15 protein-coding genes and 1 pseudogene are annotated in these 15,703 nt (G+C 72.0%); 10 read left to right on the forward strand and 6 right to left on the reverse strand.

From position 1 onward, the window contains the following. The first annotated feature begins 94 nt into the window (after positions 1 to 94). From ACZ7L6_RS31105 to sigJ, 3 genes are read left to right on the forward strand one after another with little or no spacing between them, the layout of a single operon-like run. Positions 95 to 1,396, forward strand: a complete 1,302-nt coding sequence (locus ACZ7L6_RS31105; protein ID WP_471929865.1) for an alpha/beta fold hydrolase — start codon at positions 95 to 97, stop codon at positions 1,394 to 1,396. Positions 1,397 to 1,424: 28 nt separating this feature from the next. Beyond that, on the forward strand, positions 1,425 to 2,168 hold the full coding sequence (locus ACZ7L6_RS31110; RefSeq protein ID WP_471929618.1) for a PIG-L deacetylase family protein: 744 nt from the start codon (positions 1,425 to 1,427) through the stop codon (positions 2,166 to 2,168). A 31-nt stretch (positions 2,169 to 2,199) separates the two neighbouring features. Next, positions 2,200 to 3,093 (forward strand): RNA polymerase sigma factor SigJ, encoded by an 894-nt coding sequence (sigJ, locus tag ACZ7L6_RS31115; protein WP_471929620.1) that lies wholly within the window; start codon positions 2,200 to 2,202, stop codon positions 3,091 to 3,093. A gap of 27 nt (positions 3,094 to 3,120) precedes the next feature. Here the strand turns inward: sigJ and ACZ7L6_RS31120 are convergent, their stop codons facing one another. Continuing rightward, complete coding sequence (locus ACZ7L6_RS31120) at positions 3,121 to 3,321, reverse strand: DUF5999 family protein (protein ID WP_433052899.1); 201 nt, start codon at positions 3,319 to 3,321, stop codon at positions 3,121 to 3,123. A 166-nt stretch (positions 3,322 to 3,487) separates the two neighbouring features. On the opposite strand from ACZ7L6_RS31120, the gene ACZ7L6_RS31125 reads away from it, so the two are divergent. Beyond that, positions 3,488 to 4,318, forward strand: a complete 831-nt coding sequence (locus ACZ7L6_RS31125; protein ID WP_471929622.1) for a pentapeptide repeat-containing protein — start codon at positions 3,488 to 3,490, stop codon at positions 4,316 to 4,318. On the opposite strand, the gene ACZ7L6_RS31130 is transcribed toward ACZ7L6_RS31125, so the two are convergent. Beyond that, positions 4,280 to 5,803, reverse strand: coding sequence for a cytochrome P450 (locus ACZ7L6_RS31130; RefSeq protein ID WP_471929624.1), 1,524 nt, complete (start codon positions 5,801 to 5,803; stop codon positions 4,280 to 4,282). The two genes, ACZ7L6_RS31125 and ACZ7L6_RS31130, sit on opposite strands and share 39 nt — an antisense overlap. 107 nt (positions 5,804 to 5,910) lie before the next feature. Here ACZ7L6_RS31130 and ACZ7L6_RS31135 point away from each other — a divergent pair, with 107 nt between their 5' ends. Together ACZ7L6_RS31135 and ACZ7L6_RS31140 are read left to right on the forward strand one after the other, a co-directional pair. Continuing rightward, on the forward strand, positions 5,911 to 6,519 hold the full coding sequence (locus ACZ7L6_RS31135) for a TetR/AcrR family transcriptional regulator (protein WP_471929626.1): 609 nt from the start codon (positions 5,911 to 5,913) through the stop codon (positions 6,517 to 6,519). A 103-nt stretch (positions 6,520 to 6,622) separates the two neighbouring features. Continuing rightward, on the forward strand, positions 6,623 to 7,348 hold the full coding sequence (locus tag ACZ7L6_RS31140; RefSeq protein WP_471929628.1) for a DUF2470 domain-containing protein: 726 nt from the start codon (positions 6,623 to 6,625) through the stop codon (positions 7,346 to 7,348). On the opposite strand, the gene ACZ7L6_RS31145 is transcribed toward ACZ7L6_RS31140, so the two are convergent. The 3 genes from ACZ7L6_RS31145 to ACZ7L6_RS31155 form a co-directional block, all read right to left on the reverse strand. Continuing rightward, entirely contained in the window at positions 7,316 to 8,536 is a 1,221-nt protein-coding gene (locus tag ACZ7L6_RS31145) for a lactonase family protein (RefSeq protein ID WP_471929630.1), read from the reverse strand. The genes ACZ7L6_RS31140 and ACZ7L6_RS31145 overlap by 33 nt on opposite strands. A gap of 134 nt (positions 8,537 to 8,670) precedes the next feature. After that, on the reverse strand, positions 8,671 to 9,729 hold the full coding sequence (locus ACZ7L6_RS31150; protein WP_471929632.1) for a hypothetical protein: 1,059 nt from the start codon (positions 9,727 to 9,729) through the stop codon (positions 8,671 to 8,673). A gap of 46 nt (positions 9,730 to 9,775) precedes the next feature. Then, positions 9,776 to 11,029 carry an FUSC family protein gene (locus ACZ7L6_RS31155; RefSeq protein ID WP_471929634.1) on the reverse strand — a complete coding sequence of 418 codons (1,254 nt, stop codon included), beginning with the start codon at positions 11,027 to 11,029 and terminating at the stop codon, positions 9,776 to 9,778. 265 nt (positions 11,030 to 11,294) lie between these two features. On the opposite strand from ACZ7L6_RS31155, the gene ACZ7L6_RS31160 reads away from it, so the two are divergent. After that, positions 11,295 to 12,626, forward strand: a complete 1,332-nt coding sequence (locus ACZ7L6_RS31160) for an erythromycin esterase family protein (RefSeq protein WP_471929636.1) — start codon at positions 11,295 to 11,297, stop codon at positions 12,624 to 12,626. A 4-nt stretch (positions 12,627 to 12,630) separates the two neighbouring features. On the opposite strand, the gene ACZ7L6_RS31165 is transcribed toward ACZ7L6_RS31160, so the two are convergent. Continuing rightward, positions 12,631 to 13,125 carry an FBP domain-containing protein gene (locus ACZ7L6_RS31165; RefSeq protein ID WP_471929638.1) on the reverse strand — a complete coding sequence of 165 codons (495 nt, stop codon included), beginning with the start codon at positions 13,123 to 13,125 and terminating at the stop codon, positions 12,631 to 12,633. Between the two features lie 136 nt (positions 13,126 to 13,261). On the opposite strand from ACZ7L6_RS31165, the gene ACZ7L6_RS31170 reads away from it, so the two are divergent. From ACZ7L6_RS31170 to ACZ7L6_RS31180, 3 genes and pseudogenes are all read left to right on the forward strand, one after another. Then, entirely contained in the window at positions 13,262 to 14,134 is an 873-nt protein-coding gene (locus ACZ7L6_RS31170) for a DUF3626 domain-containing protein (RefSeq protein WP_471929640.1), read from the forward strand. A gap of 54 nt (positions 14,135 to 14,188) precedes the next feature. Continuing rightward, positions 14,189 to 14,678, forward strand: a pseudogene (locus ACZ7L6_RS31175) (ferredoxin reductase domain-containing protein); the annotation flags it as partial. Between the two features lie 22 nt (positions 14,679 to 14,700). Continuing rightward, positions 14,701 to 15,681, forward strand: a complete 981-nt coding sequence (locus ACZ7L6_RS31180; RefSeq protein WP_471929642.1) for a phosphotransferase family protein — start codon at positions 14,701 to 14,703, stop codon at positions 15,679 to 15,681. Positions 15,682 to 15,703: the final 22 nt, after the last annotated feature.

Raw genomic sequence — 15,703 nt, forward strand, 5'->3', positions numbered from 1 at the left:
TTCAGCAGGATTTCATGATCCAAGGGGTCGGATGCCGGACGACCATGTGCTGAACTGGGACGCGTCCCGAAAGTCCTTCGTCCCGGGAGACCTGTTGACCGCGACCTACCGCCAGCCCGGCGTCGTCCTCACCGACCGCCACTTCAGCGTGCCCCTCGATCACGACGCCCCGAAGGGCGAGACGATCGAGCTCTACGCCCGTGAGGTCGTCGCGAGCGACAAGGCGCACCAGGAACTGCCGTGGCTGGTCTACCTCCAGGGCGGCCCCGGCTTCGGCGCGAACCGCTTCGTCGGCAAAGGCGCCTGGCTCGGCCGCGCGCTGAAGGAGTTCCGCGTCCTGCTCCTGGACCAGCGCGGCACCGGCCACTCCACGCCCGCCAACCGCCAGACACTCCCGCTGCGCGGCGGCCCCGCCGCACAGGCCGACTACCTCACGCACTTCCGCGCCGACTCGATCGTCCGCGACTGCGAGGCGATCCGCCGCGAGGTGACCGGCGGCGCCCCCTGGACCGTTCTCGGCCAGAGCTTCGGCGGCTTCTGCACGGTCAACTACCTCTCCACCGCCCCCGAGGGCCTGACCGCCGCCGTCGTCACCGGCGGCCTGCCCTCCCTCGACGCCCAGGCCGACGACGTCTACCGCGCGGCCTACCCGCGCATCGAGCGCAAGGTCGCCGCGCACTACGCCCGCTACCCGCAGGACGTCGAGCGAGCTCGCCGTATCGCCGACCACCTCCTGGCGAACGACGTCGTCCTGCCGAACGGCTACCGCCTCACCGCCGAGGCCTTCCAGTCGCTGGGCATCCTGCTCGGTGGCAGCGAGGGCAGCCACCGCCTGCACTACCTCCTGGAACACGCCTTCGTCCGCACCCCGCACGGCCCGGAACTCTCCGACGAGTTCCAGGAGCAGGCGCAGGGCCTGCTGTCGTACGCGAGCCACCCGCTGTACGCCCTCGTCCACGAGGCGATCTACGGCCAGGACGCGCGCCCGACGGCCTGGTCCGCCGAGCGGGTCCGCGCCGAGTTCCCGCAGTTCGACGCGGCCAAGACCCTCGCGGGCGACGGGCCGCTGCTGTTCACCGGCGAGACCATCCACCCCTGGATGTTCGACTGCGACCCGGCGCTGCGCCCCCTGCGCGAGACCGCCGAACTCCTCGCCGCCCGCACCGACTGGAAGCCCCTGTACGACTCCGCGCGGCTCGCCGCCAACGAGGTGCCGGTCGCCGCGGCCGTCTACCACGACGACATGTACGTCGACACCGCCCACTCCCTCGCCACCGCCCGCGCGATCCGGGGCCTGCGCACCTGGGTCACCGACGAGTTCGAGCACGACGGCGTACGGGCCGGCGGCCCGCGTGTCCTGGACCGGCTGCTGGCGCTCACCCGTGACGAAGCGTGATGTCGGAGTCACGCGTTAGGGTGCGGGCATGACCGAGCCGACGATCACTCAGCTGAAGCCCATGCCCGACGACTGGCAGCGCGCGCTCGCCGTCGTAGCGCACCCGGACGACCTCGAGTACGGCTGCTCGGCGGCGATCGCCGCCTGGACCGATGCCGGACGCGAGGTCACCTACGTCCTGGCGACGCGGGGCGAGGCCGGCATCGACACCCTGGATCCCGCGAAGTGCGGTCCGCTGCGCGAACGCGAGCAGCGGGCCAGCGCGGCCGTCGTGGGAGTGTCGGAGGTGGAGTTCCTCGACCACAAGGACGGCGTGATCGAGTACGGCACCGCCCTGCGCCGCGACATCGCCGCCGCGATCCGCCGGCACCGGCCCGAGCTGGTGATCACCCTCAACCACCGGGACACCTGGGGCGGCGTCGCCTGGAACACCCCGGACCATGTGGCGGTCGGCCGGGCCACGCTGGACGCGGCCGGGGACGCGGGCAACCGCTGGATCTTCCCGGACCTCATTGAGCAGGGCCTTCAGCCGTGGAACGGCGTCCGCTGGGTCGCCGTCGCCGGGTCCAGCACGCCCACGCACGCGGTGGACGCGACGGCCGGGCTGGAGCGGGCGGTGCGCTCGCTGCTCGAACACCGCACCTACATCGAGGTGTTGACGGACGAGGACCCGGAGACGTACGTCCGCGGCTTCCTCACCTCGCACGCGGAGGCGACGGGGGAGCGGTTCGGCGGGAAGCCGGCCGTGGCGTTCGAACTGTTCGGCCGCTAGCCTGCTCGAAGATCATCACGGAGGGGGAGACGTGAACGGGACGGATCTGCTGGCGGACCGCTTCGAGGAGCACCGCGGCCATCTCAAGGCGGTCGCCTACCGCATGCTCGGCTCACTGGCCGAGGCGGAGGACGCCGTCCAGGAGGCCTGGCTGAAGCTGAGCCGCAGCGACGCGGACGACATCGAGAACCTGGGCGGCTGGCTGACCACCGTGGTCGGCCGGGTCTGCCTGGACATGCTGCGCTCGCGCACGCGGCGCCACGAGGAGCCGCTGGACGACACCTTCGTCCCGGACCCCGTGATCCGCCCGCTGTCGACGATCGACCCGGAACAGGAGGTGCTCCAGGCCGACTCGGTGGGCCTGGCCCTGCTGGTGGTGCTGGAGACGCTGGAGCCCGCCGAGCGGATCGCGTTCGTTCTCCACGACATGTTCGCGGTGCCGTTCGACGACATCGCCCCGATCGTGGAGCGCAGTTCGGCCGCGACGCGGCAGCTGGCCAGCCGCGCCCGGCGCCGGGTGAAGGGCGCCACGCCGTCGGCCGAGCCCGACCGCGGCAGACAGCGGCAGGTCCTCGACGCCTTCATGGCGGCCGCCCGCGCGGGCGACTTCGAGGCACTCCTCGCCGTCCTCGACCCCGAGGTGGTGCTGCGGGCCGACTCCGGGCCCCTGGTCGGCGGTGTCGCGGTGTCCAAGGTGGTGCGCGGCGCGAAGCCGGTGGCCGAACAGGCGATGCTGTTCCGGCAGTTCGCGCAGTACGCACAGTTCGCGCTGGTCAACGGGGAGGTCGGCGTCGTCGGCGTGCAGGACGGACAGCCACTGTCGGTCATGGGCGTCACCATCGCCGACGGCCGGATCACCGAGATGTACATCCTGGCCGACCCCGAGCGGCTGGCCCGCCTCGATCTGCCGGAGCTCGGCGGCTGAGGGGGCGTCCGAGTCAGGCGGCTGGGGTCAGGCGGCCACAGCGAGCGTGCCGACCGTGCGGTGCGGGTCCACGACCCGCCCGTCCGGCAGGAGTTCACCGGTGTCGTCGAAGACGATGGTGCCGTTGCACAGCAGGCTCCAGCCCTGTTCGGGGTGGGCCGACACGATGACGGCGGCGTGATGGTCCGGGCTGTCGGCAGTGGGGCACGCGGGCTGGTGGCTGCACATGACGTCTCCTCGGTCTTTCCGGTTTCCTCGTCGGGGCGCTGCTCCTGATTCCGTCGGCTCTTATCCAGTGGTAGCCGAGGTTGTTTTCCGTTGTATGAGAGGACCCCCACAGCGGCGGAATCTCATCGGTGAGGTTTCGTTCCGGGGGGCCATTAGGCTTGGTGGCATGCAAGATCACCCCGGCGACCTCATGGACCTGCGCGGAGACTGCGCGAACTGCTTCGGGCTGTGCTGTGTCGCGCTGCCCTTCGCCGCCTCGGCGGACTTCGCCGTCGACAAGGACGCCGGGACACCCTGCCGCAACCTCCGGGACGACCACCGCTGCGGCATCCACGCCCGGCTCCGGCAGAAGGGCTTCACCGGCTGCACGGTCTACGACTGCTTCGGCGCCGGGCAGAAGGTCTCGCAGGTCACGTTCGCGGGCCAGGACTGGCGCAGCGGCTCCCGCGAAGACGCCCGGCGGATGTTCGACGTCTTCCCGGTCGTCCGCCAGCTCCACGAACTGCTCTGGTACCTGACCGAGGCGCTCACCCTGCCCGCCGCCCGTCCCCTCCAGGCCGAGCTGCGCACGATCAGGGAAGCCACCGAGGAGCTCACGCGGCGGACCCCGGAAGAACTCGGCGCGCTGGACGTGGCCGCCCATCGGCAGGAGGTCAACGCACTCCTGCTGAGGACCAGCGAGCTGGCGCGGGCGGGGGTACGCGGCCGCAAGAAGGACCGGCGCGGCGCGGACCTGATCGGCGCCCGGCTGAAGGGCGCCGACCTGCGCGGCGCGAACCTGCGCGGCGCCTACCTCATAGCCGCCGACCTCACCGGCGCCGACCTGCGCGGGGCGGACCTCATCGGTGCCGACCTGCGCGACACCGACCTCACGGACGCCGATCTGACCGGCGCCTTCTTCCTGACCCAGACCCAGCTGAACGCGGCCCGGGGCAGCGCGGGCACCCGGCTGCCCGCCTCAGTCGGCCGCCCGGCGCACTGGACAGCGGAGCTCTGAGGGCGCGTCCTCATCCGCGCCGGACGAAACCGGCGCCGCAGACGCAAGAGCGGCCGCCCGCCGCTCCAGCCCCAGCCGCAACCCCTCCGGCATCAGCGTCAGCCGCTCCGTCACCCGCAGCCGATACGCCGGGTCGCTCCGGAACTCGTACCGGCGCAGCAGCAGACCCAGCACCAGCGTGGCCTCGTGCAGCGCGAACTGCCGCCCGATGCACGCCCGCGCCCCCGTCCCGAACGGCTTGAAGGTGTGCGGCGGACGCGTCCGCACGGCCCCCGGCTCGAAGCGGTCCGGATCGAACCGTTCGGCGTCCGCGCCCCAGACCTCGCGGTCGCGGTGCAGCATCGCTGTCAGCACCAGCGCCCAGGCGCCCCGGCGCATCGGATGGACCCCGCCGAGCACGGTGTCCTCGCGCGCCTCCCGGGCGAAGGCGGGCGCCGTCGGCCACAGCCGCAGGGACTCGTCGAGTATCCGGCGCACATACCTGAGCCTCGCCACCTGGTCGTAGGCGGGCACCGCCGTGTCGCCCCAGACACGGTCCACCTCGGCCCGGGCGCGGGCCGCGACGTCCGGGTGCCGGGAGAGGTAGTGCAGGGCGAAGGAGAGCGCGCCCGATGTGGTCTCGTGGCCGGCCACCAGGAAGGTGATCACCTGACGGCGGACGTTCCGCGGGGAGAGCCGCTCGCCCGTCTCAGGATGGGCCGTCTCCAGCATCCGGTCCAGCAGATCCCCGTCGCCCGGCCCGTTCGCGGTACGGGCGCGGACCAGGTCGTCGACCGTGCGGTTGAGGTACGCGATGTCGGCCTCGTTGCGACGGGCGGCGCGCCGGAGCAGGAACGGCGCCGGCACGGTGTTGAGCCGCTGCGCGTAGGTGAGCGTGCCGACCATCGCCGTCACGAAGGGATGCGGACGGGCGCGCTCGAAGGAGCCGAAGTCATGGCCGAACCCGGTGCGGGCGATGGTCTCCAGCGTCAGTTTGGTCATGTCGCCGGGCACGTCCACCGCCCGGCCCGCCGCCACCGCGCGGTCCCAGTGGTCCATGAGCCGGCCGGCCACGGCCAGCATCATCGGGTGGTAGCCCGCCATGGCCTCCCGGCTGAACCCCGGGGCCAGCACGTCGTGCGCCAGCTGCCAGTTCGGCTCGTGGTTGTACGCCGTGAACAGGCCGTCCCCGACGACCGGCCGCAGATTGGCTATGCCGAGCCCCACATGCTTGGCGAAGCGCGACTCGTCCGCCATGTCGGCCGCGAGTGCGGCGCCCCACACGAACACGAACTCCCTGTTGAACGCCCTGCGCCGGAAGATCGGCCCCAACTCCCGGCCGTAGCGCAGGGAGTCCTGCAGGGGCGTGCGCCGGCTGGCGCCGAGCACATCGCCGAGCAGGGGGAGCCGGCGCGGGGGATGCGGTATGCGGTGCAGCTCCGGCCAGCCCTGCTCGGCGCTGCGGAACCCCTTCGGCAGTCCGTTCCCGGTCGTCGTCTCCGCCATGACGCGATCTCCCTTGATCCAGCGGCAGGTTGGGCTCGTTGTACGTGGGTTCAATAACGCGCTCAGTGTGGTCCCGCTGTTGAATCGACGTCAAGTAAAGTGCGGGTATGGCCGCGAACCAGGGCGAGCGCACACGCCGTCGGCTCAGCACCGAGGAGCGCCGTGAGCAGCTCCTGTCGGTCGGGGCGCGGCTGTTCTCGGAGAGTCCGTACGACGACGTGTGGATCGAGCAGGTCGCCGAGATCGCCGGTGTCTCGCGCGGGCTGCTCTATCACTACTTCCCGACCAAGCGGGACTTCTTCGCGGCCGTCGTCGAGCGGGAGAGTGAGCGCATGCTGCGGATGACGGCCGCCGTGCCCGGAGTCCCGGTGCGCGAGCAGCTCCCCGCGGGCCTCGACACGTTCCTGGAGTACGTCGCGGCCCACGCCCACGGCTACCGCGCCTTCCACCGCGCCGACGCCGCCGGCGACCAGGCCGTGCGCAAGGTCTACCAACGCGCCCTGGCCGCACAGGAGCAGCAGATCCTGACGGCGATGGCGGCGGACCCCGAGTTCGGCCCGGTCTTCGAGAAGCGGCCCGACGTCCGGCTCGCCGTGCGGGGCTGGCTGGCGTTCACCACCGCCGTCTGTCTGGAGTGGCTGCGGGGCTCGGACCTGTCCCGCGAGCAGGTGCGCGACCTGTGCGCCCGCGCGCTGTTGGGTGTCATCGCACCCTGATCGCCTCTCGGCCCGCAAAGAGATCGCACCGCATCGACGGGGCTGGTTGGCGTGCGGCTCGATCTTCGATAGGTTAGGTGAGGCTTACCTAAGGAGGTATGGGATGGGTGACAGCCAAACCTGGGCGGCCGCGCCGTCCGCGGCGGAACGGGCCCGGTCGGTGCTCGCCGCCGCGTGGTCCGTCGCGGTGACCGCGGAGGGCTGCCGAGAGGAACTCGTCGGCGCGCACACCGTGACCGAGGACGGACGGGTCCTGCTCGACGTGCCGGAGGACAGCGTGCTCGTCACGGCTGCGGTCTGCGCGCCCCGCGGCGAGCCGTCCGCGGTCCTGGAGTTCGCCGATGTCGCCCCCGTGCCCGTGCGGGCGCGGATCCGCGCCCGGCTCTGGCTGTCCGGCTGGTTCACTCCCGAAGAGGGCAGGCTCGCCTTCCATGCCACGCGCGTGGTGCTGCGGCAGCCGACCGGTGCCGTGGTCGTCGACCTCGACGAGTTCGCCGCCGCCGCGCCGGACCCGCTGACCACCGCCGAGGCCCGGCTGCTCACCCACCTCGCCGACTGCCACCCGGACGCCGTCGAGCGGCTCACCCGCCTCGTCGGCTCCGACAGCCTGCACGGCGTCGTCCGCGTCCAGCCCCTCGCCGTCGACCGGCACGGCCTGACACTGCGTATCGAGCGCGCCCGCGCCCAGGCCGACGTACGACTGCCGTTCCACCGGCCCGCCGACGACGTCGGACAGCTCACCGAACGCATGCACGTCCTGCTCGCCCAGGCCAGTGCCGCGTCCTGCCCGCGCGCGCTACAGCGGCAGCGCACAGACGGCGACGGGTGACGCGAACGGCTCGCCCGCGAGCCGCAGTTCACCGCTGTCCTCGTCGACATGGAAGACGCTGACCGTGCTGGAGCGCTGGTTCGCCGCGAACAGCAGCGTGCCCTCCGGCGAGAGGGCGATCTGCCGAGGGAAGTCCCCGGACACCGGCACCGTGTCGAGCAGCCTGAGCCGGGCGCCGTCCGACTCCACCGCATAGCGCGCGAGGCTGTTGTGGCCCCGGTTGGCGAGATAGGCGTAACGGCCGTTCGGCGTCACCACGAGCTGGGCCGGATAGCTCGTGCCCGAGCCCGTGCCCGTGGACTGCTCCTCGCCGATGCTCAGCCGGCCCGTGCCGGGGTCGTACGCGCAGACCGCGACGGTGTTGTCGACCTCGTTGGCCAGATACGCGTACCGGCCGCCCGGGTGGAAGGTGAGATGACGCGGCCCCGCACCCGGTTTCGCCTGCGCCCGCGCGACCTCGGTGAGCGTGCCGGCCTTCTGGTCGAGGCGGTAGGTGTACACCGTGTCCGTGCCCAGGTCGACGGCGAGGACGTGGCCGCCGTCGGGGCTCGTGATGAACTGGTGGGCGTGCGGGCCCTCCTGGCCAGGACCGGGGGACGGGCTGGAGTGCGTGACCAGTTCGGTGCGCTCACCCAGCGCCCCCGATGCGTCGATCGGGTGCACGGCCACGCTGCCGGTGCCGTAGTTGGCGCTCAGCAGCCAGCGTCCGCTCGGATGCACCGACAGATGACACGGAGCCGCCCCACCGGTGCTGCGGCTCCCCAGAATCCGGCGGTCCGCGAGGCGCACGGCGGTCACGGCCCCGTCCTCGCGCTCGTTGACCGCGTACAGCGTCCGGCCGTTCGGGTGCAGCGCCAGATACGACGGGTCGCCGACGCCCTTGAGCGTCCCGGTGCCGGTGATACGGCCCGTGGCCGGGTCGTACGTGGCGAGACCGACGCCCGTGCCGCCGCCCTCGACGGAGGTGTAGGTGCCGAGGTAGAGCGGGCGCGGCCCGGACGGCTTGCGGCTCTCGGTCTGGGCGCTCGGACGCGTCGCGGGCGCGCTCGCCTCGGGGGCGGCGGTGTCGGCCGTGTCCGCGGGGGCGGGCTCGTCGTCGCACGCCGTGGCCGCGGGGAGCGCCGCCCCGGCGGCCGTCGCGGCGAGGGTTCCGACGAATCGGCGCCTGCTCAGCCCACCACTGCCCATGTCCACACCTCAGGTCGTCGGTCGTCGTGGTCGCGACAGCCACCTTGGCGTGGATCAGCCGCCGAGCGCAAGAACAGCAACAGGCGTTGCATACAGTGCAACGAGAGGATGTCCTGGGCGGGCTCTTCGGGCCGTTACCAGTCCCCGTCCTCCACCGGCTTGCCCTGCGCGTCCTTCAGCGGCTTCACCTGGCCCGGCGAGGGCGCCTGCCAGGGCTCGTGGTCGTCGCCGAGCCAGTCGCCGACCGGCTTCACCGCCTCCAGCGTGTCGGTCGGGGCGAGATCCTCGGCGTCCTCGTCGTAGTAGTCGAACCACGGCAGCCCCGCGCGCGTGTACGCCGCCCGGTCCACCGGCGACGGAGGGGGAGCCTCACCGGTGATGCGGCGCCACTCCGGAGGTGTCACGAGGTGGACGAAGACCCGGCCGCCGGGGCGGTCGGCCCAGTCCGACAGCGGACGGTCGTCCTCGTAGACCTCCTGACGCATCGAACCTCCCACGCCCAGCCCCATCGCAGCGGCGGCCCGGCGCGGCCCGCCCGCCGGAGCGGCCGCGGGCGCCGGGACCGCGCCGGGGGCGGGCGGCGCGGCCATCGGCATGGCGGCTCCGTAGCCGCCGAACTGCGGCATCGCCCGCGCCTGCTCCGCCCGGCGCCGCTCTTCCTCACGCCACCTCGCCAGCTGCGGCTCCTTCAGCCCGAAGGACTGCAGCTGTACGCCGCCCCAGACCTCCTCGCCGGTGACCTGCCCCTCGACGGTCGCGCCCAGCCCCAGCGGCACCGCCACGAACTGGCGGACCGTGCCCTTGCCGGAGTTGATGCCGTCCAGCCAGGGTTGACGGGGCAATACGACGTAGTTCTGGGGCTTGCGGGACAGCCGGTCGCTCCACGGCTTTCCCGAGACCGCGCACACCTTGCCCACCCCGACCTGCAGGGCGGCCGGTTCGGTCGTACCGCCGAAGCTCAGCCACATCGCCTCGCGCAGGTACACCGGGAGCATCACACCGCCGCGCGCCCGCCACGCCTCGGGAACGGTGTCCGCGTAGTCCGCCACCCGGCGGACCGGGAACTCGCCGAGCCCCGGCGGCAGCGGATGCGTACCCTTCTCGGGCAGCCGCAGCGTGCGGATGAACCGCACCGCCACACCACCCGGCAGCCTCAGGGTGTTTCCGTCGATCCGCACGGTGTCGTCCGCCATCGGCCCGCTCCCTCACATCCGGCGCCGGCCCCGTCCCGGCGTTCCTTCACCAAGAACGCCCGCCCATCCCGGTGCGGTTCCGCCACAGCTTTTCCTGCACTCCCATGCGTTCGCGCAGCCGGGTCAGGTGCGGCATCCGGGCCCGCTGCTCCCCCGACACGCGGTCCAGTTCCTCCAGCAGGCGCCGCGAGCGGTGCTCGGTGTCGAGCTCGTCGAGGATGCGGTTCACCTCGGTCAGGACGGCGCCGAGCAGCTGCCAGTGCCGCGTCTCGCGCTCGGCCTCCTCGCGCAGCAGCAGGGCGAGCTTGTCGCGGGTGCCCGCCGCCGTGCGCAACTCCGCGGACAGCCGCGACTCCGCCGCGTCGGCGTTGCTGCTGACGTGCGTGGTGACCAGCACCGCGAAGCTGACCACCGCGTCGGCGATCTCGGACAGCAACTGCTCCACCACGCCGCCGGTCTCCTTGGCGAACAGCGGTTCGGGCTCGCGCTCCTTCGCGAGGTCGGTGAGAGTGCGCGCGAGCACCCGCAGGACGACCGTGCAGATCTCCAGCGTGTCCAGCCCGGTCCGCAGCACCACCCGGTGCAGCACGCTGTCGCGCACACGCGGGTTGAGCCGCAGGCTGTCCTCGGCCTGCCTCAGCGCCGCGTCCACCTCCACGATGTCGTGGTCGAGCCGGCGCGCCTCGTGCAGCCGGGCCGCGGCCTGTTCGAACGGCTGCCGGCCGGCGGCCTCCTCGCCGATGCGCAGCATCAACTGCCGCAGCCGGCGAGCCAGGTCGTCGAGCGACTCACCGGCCTCCTCCACCCACACCGGCGGCGCGAGCAGCAGATTGAAACCGAGCCCGACCACCGCGCCGATCAGCGTCTCCAGTACCCGGGACCACGCCGTGTCGCCGATGGTGGTGACACCGAGGACCAGCATCGCGCTGATCGCCACCTCGGGAACGTACTCGTCGACGCGCACCAGATGCCCGACCGCCAACGAGGCCACGATCAGCAGCGCGAGGCTCCACCACGTGAGGCCGACGATCAGGCTGAAGGCGATGGCGACGAGGACGCCGGCCACCACGGAGTTAACCCGGCGGATGCCGTTGGTGAGCGTGGCGTACAGGGTGACCTGCACGACCAGCAGCGCGGTCAGGGGCGCGGTCAGCGGCGCCGCCTCCGGACTGACGCGCAGCGCGATGACGTACGCGATCGTTGCCGCGGCCGCCGACCGCAGCGTCTGAACCACAACGGGGTCCCGGCGCAGCTTCCCGAGCCGCTCCTTGAACGCCGTCTCCTCACGTACCTCTCGCATCCTTGGGCTGTTCCCTTTCGCAGATGCTTCCCACACACAGTTGTTGCGGACGGTAACCGTCCGCAAGGCCCCCAGATTGATCGCAACGGCCGGAGTACGGCAAGGGGCCGGTGTGGTGATGGTCGACACCCGCGCGAGGCAGGTCGGGCGGCCGATCGGGTCCGCGGGTCGGGAAAACCCCCGCCGTCCCCTTCTGGTTGTGTACACCCGCAGAGGGGGGACGGCCGTATGGCCCCCACCGGCCCGGAGCGGCAAGCCTTGGATCATGAAACGGCATCGGACCGGATTAGCACTGACCCTGTTCATCATCCTCGCCGCCCTGATGACCGGCATCCCGGCCACGGCGGCACCGACTTCCGCCACGGTCGTCGAGACACTGGACCGCGCCGCGCACCCCCTGCGCGCCGTCGAGCCGGGCGGTGACACCCGCGATCTGCGCCCCCTGGACCGGATGATCGCAGACGCGCGGGTCGTCGGCCTGGGCGAGGCCACTCACAGCTCGCACGACTTCTTCGCCCTCAAGGACCGCGTGTTCCGCCATCTCGTCGAGAAGAAGGGCTTCCGCACCTTCGCCCTCGAGGCACCGTGGAGCACCGGCCTGCGCCTCAACGACTACGTGCTGTACGGCAAGGGCGATCCCCGGCGCATCATGCGCGAGGAGTTCCAGCGGGACTACCTGTGGTGGAACAACACCGACTATCTGCGGCTCGTGGAATGGATGCGCGCCTACAACCGGCAGCATCCGCAGGACCCGGTCCGGTTCATGGGCGACGACTTCGCCTGGGCCGGCCCCGAGCTGTACGACGAGGTCACGTACTACGTGGCTCGGACGCACGCCGGCCTTCTGCCCCGTTTCACGGAGCTGTACCGGGGGCTGCGGCCCACAGTGGCGACGGGCGTGTACATGGACCAGTACATGGAGAAGCCCTACGCGGAACGCAAACTGATGGCGGCCCGGACCGGTGAAGCGCTGGAGCTGTTGCGGCAACAGCATCCGGGCGCCGACCGGGAGGCGTACGACTGGGCGGTCCAGCACGCCACGGCCATCGACCAGACCGCCCGCGGCTACGCCTTCGACTTCGCGGACGAGCAGCAGCTCAGGGCCGCCATGCGCTACCGCGACTCGGTCATGGCCGACAACGTGGCCTGGTGGACGGAGCACACCGGCGCCAAGGTCCTGCTGTCTGCGCACAACGCACACGTCGCCTACGTGCCGGACGATCCCGCCCACTACCCGAAGATGCAGGGCGCCTTCCTGCGCGACCGGCTCGGTGACGCGTACGTCAGCGTCGGCTTCACCTTCTACCGCGGTTCGTTCAACGCCACCGCACCCGAGGGGGACGTGCAGGTGTTCCGGCTGGGCCCGGCCGGCCCCGGCAGCAACGAGGAGACGCTCGACCGAGTACGCCCTCGTGACTACGTCGTCGACCTGCGGACCGTGCCGTCACCGGCCCGTCCCTGGCTGAGGGAGGCGCGGCCGACCCGCAGTATCGGCACGGAGTACCCGGAGCCGGAGCACGACATCGCCCTCGCCCGCAGCCACGACGTCCTGATCCATCTGCACCGGGTCGAGGCGGCCCGGCTGCGGGACCGCTGACCGGTCAGGCGTACAGCTGGTCCAGGAACGCCGTCAGATTCCCCCTCGTCCGCGCGATCTGCTCCTCCAGCGTCAGGCTCTCCTCGATCCGCGGGCCCGCCTCCGGGTTCTTCTTGCCGCGGAGGTAGAGGGAGCAGGCGAGGTCGGTGCACATGTACAGGCCGACCGAGTTGCCCTCACGGCCCGCAGGGCCCGCCTTGCGGGCCGTCATCAGGGAGACGCCGCCGCGCGGATGGGAGGTCAGACACAGCGAGCACATGCTGTAGCGCAGGAGGCTGCGCTGCGAGGAGGGGAAGCGCAGGGTGACGCCGACCGGGCGTCCTTCTCGTTCGGTGACGAGATAGCTGCGGTCGGGTGCTCCTGGATCCCGCCAGCCGAGGAAGTCCAGGTCGTCCCAAGGGCGTTCGGCGAGATCGCGGGGCAGGGAGAGGCGCTTGGCCTCGCCTTTCGAGCAGTTGATGAAAGAGTTGCGGATGTCCTGCTCGGTGAGTGACCTCATGGTGAGCCTCCTGCGGAGTCGATCGGCGTAAACCTAGGGCCTCTAGGTTTTCGCCTAGGGTAGGTAGCCTGGAGAAGGGAAGCCAGTGAATTTCGGCGATGTCGGGTCACCTCGGGCCCGGGCGGCACTGCGGCATGTGGCCGCCTCTTCCACGGGCCCTGCCCTCGACCCCGACGTGCGCATCACCCTCAACTTCCACCCCGACCGGCTGGTGCGGGGCGTGCCGATCCTGCGCGCGCTGGCCGAGGACGGCACGTACCACTCGCAGTTCGTCACCGGCACCGGCAACGGCGGCCTCACCGCCCACCCCGGCGGCGACCGCTGGCGCTGGGAGAGCCGGATCTTCGGCGGGGTGTACGACGACGCGGCCGCCGACGAGCGGCCCGTGTACGGCGCGCTGAACTTCCGGCGCCAAGTGGTCGGCGCCGCCCCGCGGTTCGGCTCCTCGCACTTCCGGCTGACCGGGGCCGCACTCGCCCGCGCCACCTTCTGCTATCCCGACAGCGCCGCGGAGCCAACCGACTTCGGAGTCGCGGCAGGCATGCACCTCGTCGCACTCGCCGAATCCGACGAGCAGGACGCCCTCAACGACTACATCGAGGCCCAGGTCCACGGCGGGGTCGTCCTGGCCCGTGACGTGGAGGCCGTCGTCCTGGACGCCTGTTACCGCGGCACACCGGTCGAGGCCGCGGCCCGCCTGCTGCCCTGCCCCGTCGAATGGCACCCCGGCTACCGGCTCACCGTGCCCGAGCTGCTCCGCCACGCGGACTACCGCGGCCAGGAGTACGCCGACCTGGGCGCCCGGATCGCCGCGGACGGCCGCATCGACCCGCGCGTCATCGGGGACGCCGCGCGCACGGGTCGCCACGAACTCCAGGACCTGAAGATGGTGTGGCACACGCTGGCCCGCTTCGGCGCCCCCGAGGGAGCGGGCACGGCCTGCTCCGGCTCGTCCGAGACGGCCGGCGTCAGTGGCCACACGTCGGGAGCGAGCACGCCCAGCGCATAGGTGCGCGACCAGTTCCGTACGGTTCGCCGCGCCCCACCGTGTCGACAGGCGGCGCCGTGCCGGGAGGCCTTCCGGATCGACGGCTCGGCACCGGTCGTCATGGTCGCGGCGGGCACGGGCTCGCTCCCTTCCGCGGGCCGATCGCCGACCGTACGGAGGCCCTCGCGGCCGGCACCGAACTCGCCCCGGCCTCTGCTGCTTCGGCTGCGATGCCCCCGACGCCGACTTCCTGCACGCCGAGGAACTGCGTGCCGCCGAAGCCGCCGGAGCGGTCTCGCTCCGGCCGGCCTTCAGCGCCGCCCCGCGTGACGGCGTGACCTTCGTGCAGCACCGCATCGCCGCCGAGGCCGACGAGGTCCGGGAACTGCTCGAAGCGGGCGCCCCGGTGTATGTCTGCGGCGACGGCTCGAAAATGGCACCCGGCGTGCGGGAAGCGTTCCGTACCCTGTTCCGGGACCGCACGCCGGGGGCGGCCGCCGAGCAGTGGCTCGACGGACTGGTGCGGGACGGGCGTTACGTGGAGGACGTGTACGCCGCGGGCTGACACGCGAGAACGGGGCGGGGCGTTGACGGACTCCTGGAACTGGGCTCGGCGCGTACTGGAGGGTGCGGGCCTCGACGCCGGCCTGCTCGCCGGGGTGCGGCCCCTGAGCGGCGGCACGTACAACACCGTCGAGGAACTCCTCCTCACCGACGGCAGTCGCTACATCCTCAAGGTCCCGCCCGCGTCCACCGTCCCCGGCCTGCGCTACGAGCGCGGCCTGCTGATCTCCGAGGCGGAGTTCTACCGCGGGGCCGCCGGGGCCGGTGTGCGGGCCCCGCGCGTCGTGGCCCTCCACGAGAAGGCCGTCGTACCGCATCTGCTGATGACGGCCTGCCCCGGCGAGCCCTGGAACGGCTCGCTCCCCGAAGTCCACAAGGCGCCGCTGCGTCGGGAGCTGGGGCGTCAGGTGGCCCGTCTGCACACGGTGACCGGGCCGGGCTTCGGCTACCCCTCCGGCGCCCTCGGCCCGCTCGCGCCCGACTGGCGGACCGCGTTCACGGCCATGATCGAGGCCGTCCTGGACGACGCCCGTGACTACGAAGCCCGGCTGCCCCGCTCCGCCGACCAGGTGGCCCGCATGCTCCGGCCCGCCTACCCCGCGCTCGACGAGGTCACGGTCCCCGTACTGGTCCACTTCGACCTGTGGGACGGGAACATCCTGCTGGACCGCACGGCAGAGCAGGAGCCCCGCATCGGTGGGCTCATCGACGGCGAGCGGATGTTCTGGGGCGACCCCCTCGCCGACTTCGTCTCCCTGGCGCTGCGCGGGGACATCAGGAAGGACGAGGCGTTCCTCGCGGGCTACCGGGAGGCTGGCGGCCGGGCCGAGTTCGACGTCCCGGCCCGCCTGCGGCTGGCCCTTTACCGTGCCTACCTCTACCTGATCATGCTCACCGAGACGGTCCCGCGAGCGGTCGACGTCGACACGGAACGCTGGGTCCAGGCGACGGTCGCGCCGGAGCTCGTCGCCGCGCTGGCCGAGGTCGAGGACCTCACGGCGTAGTCCACAATGGGGGCGTTCGAAC

The organism is Streptomyces sp. NPDC107522 (genome assembly GCF_055657525.1).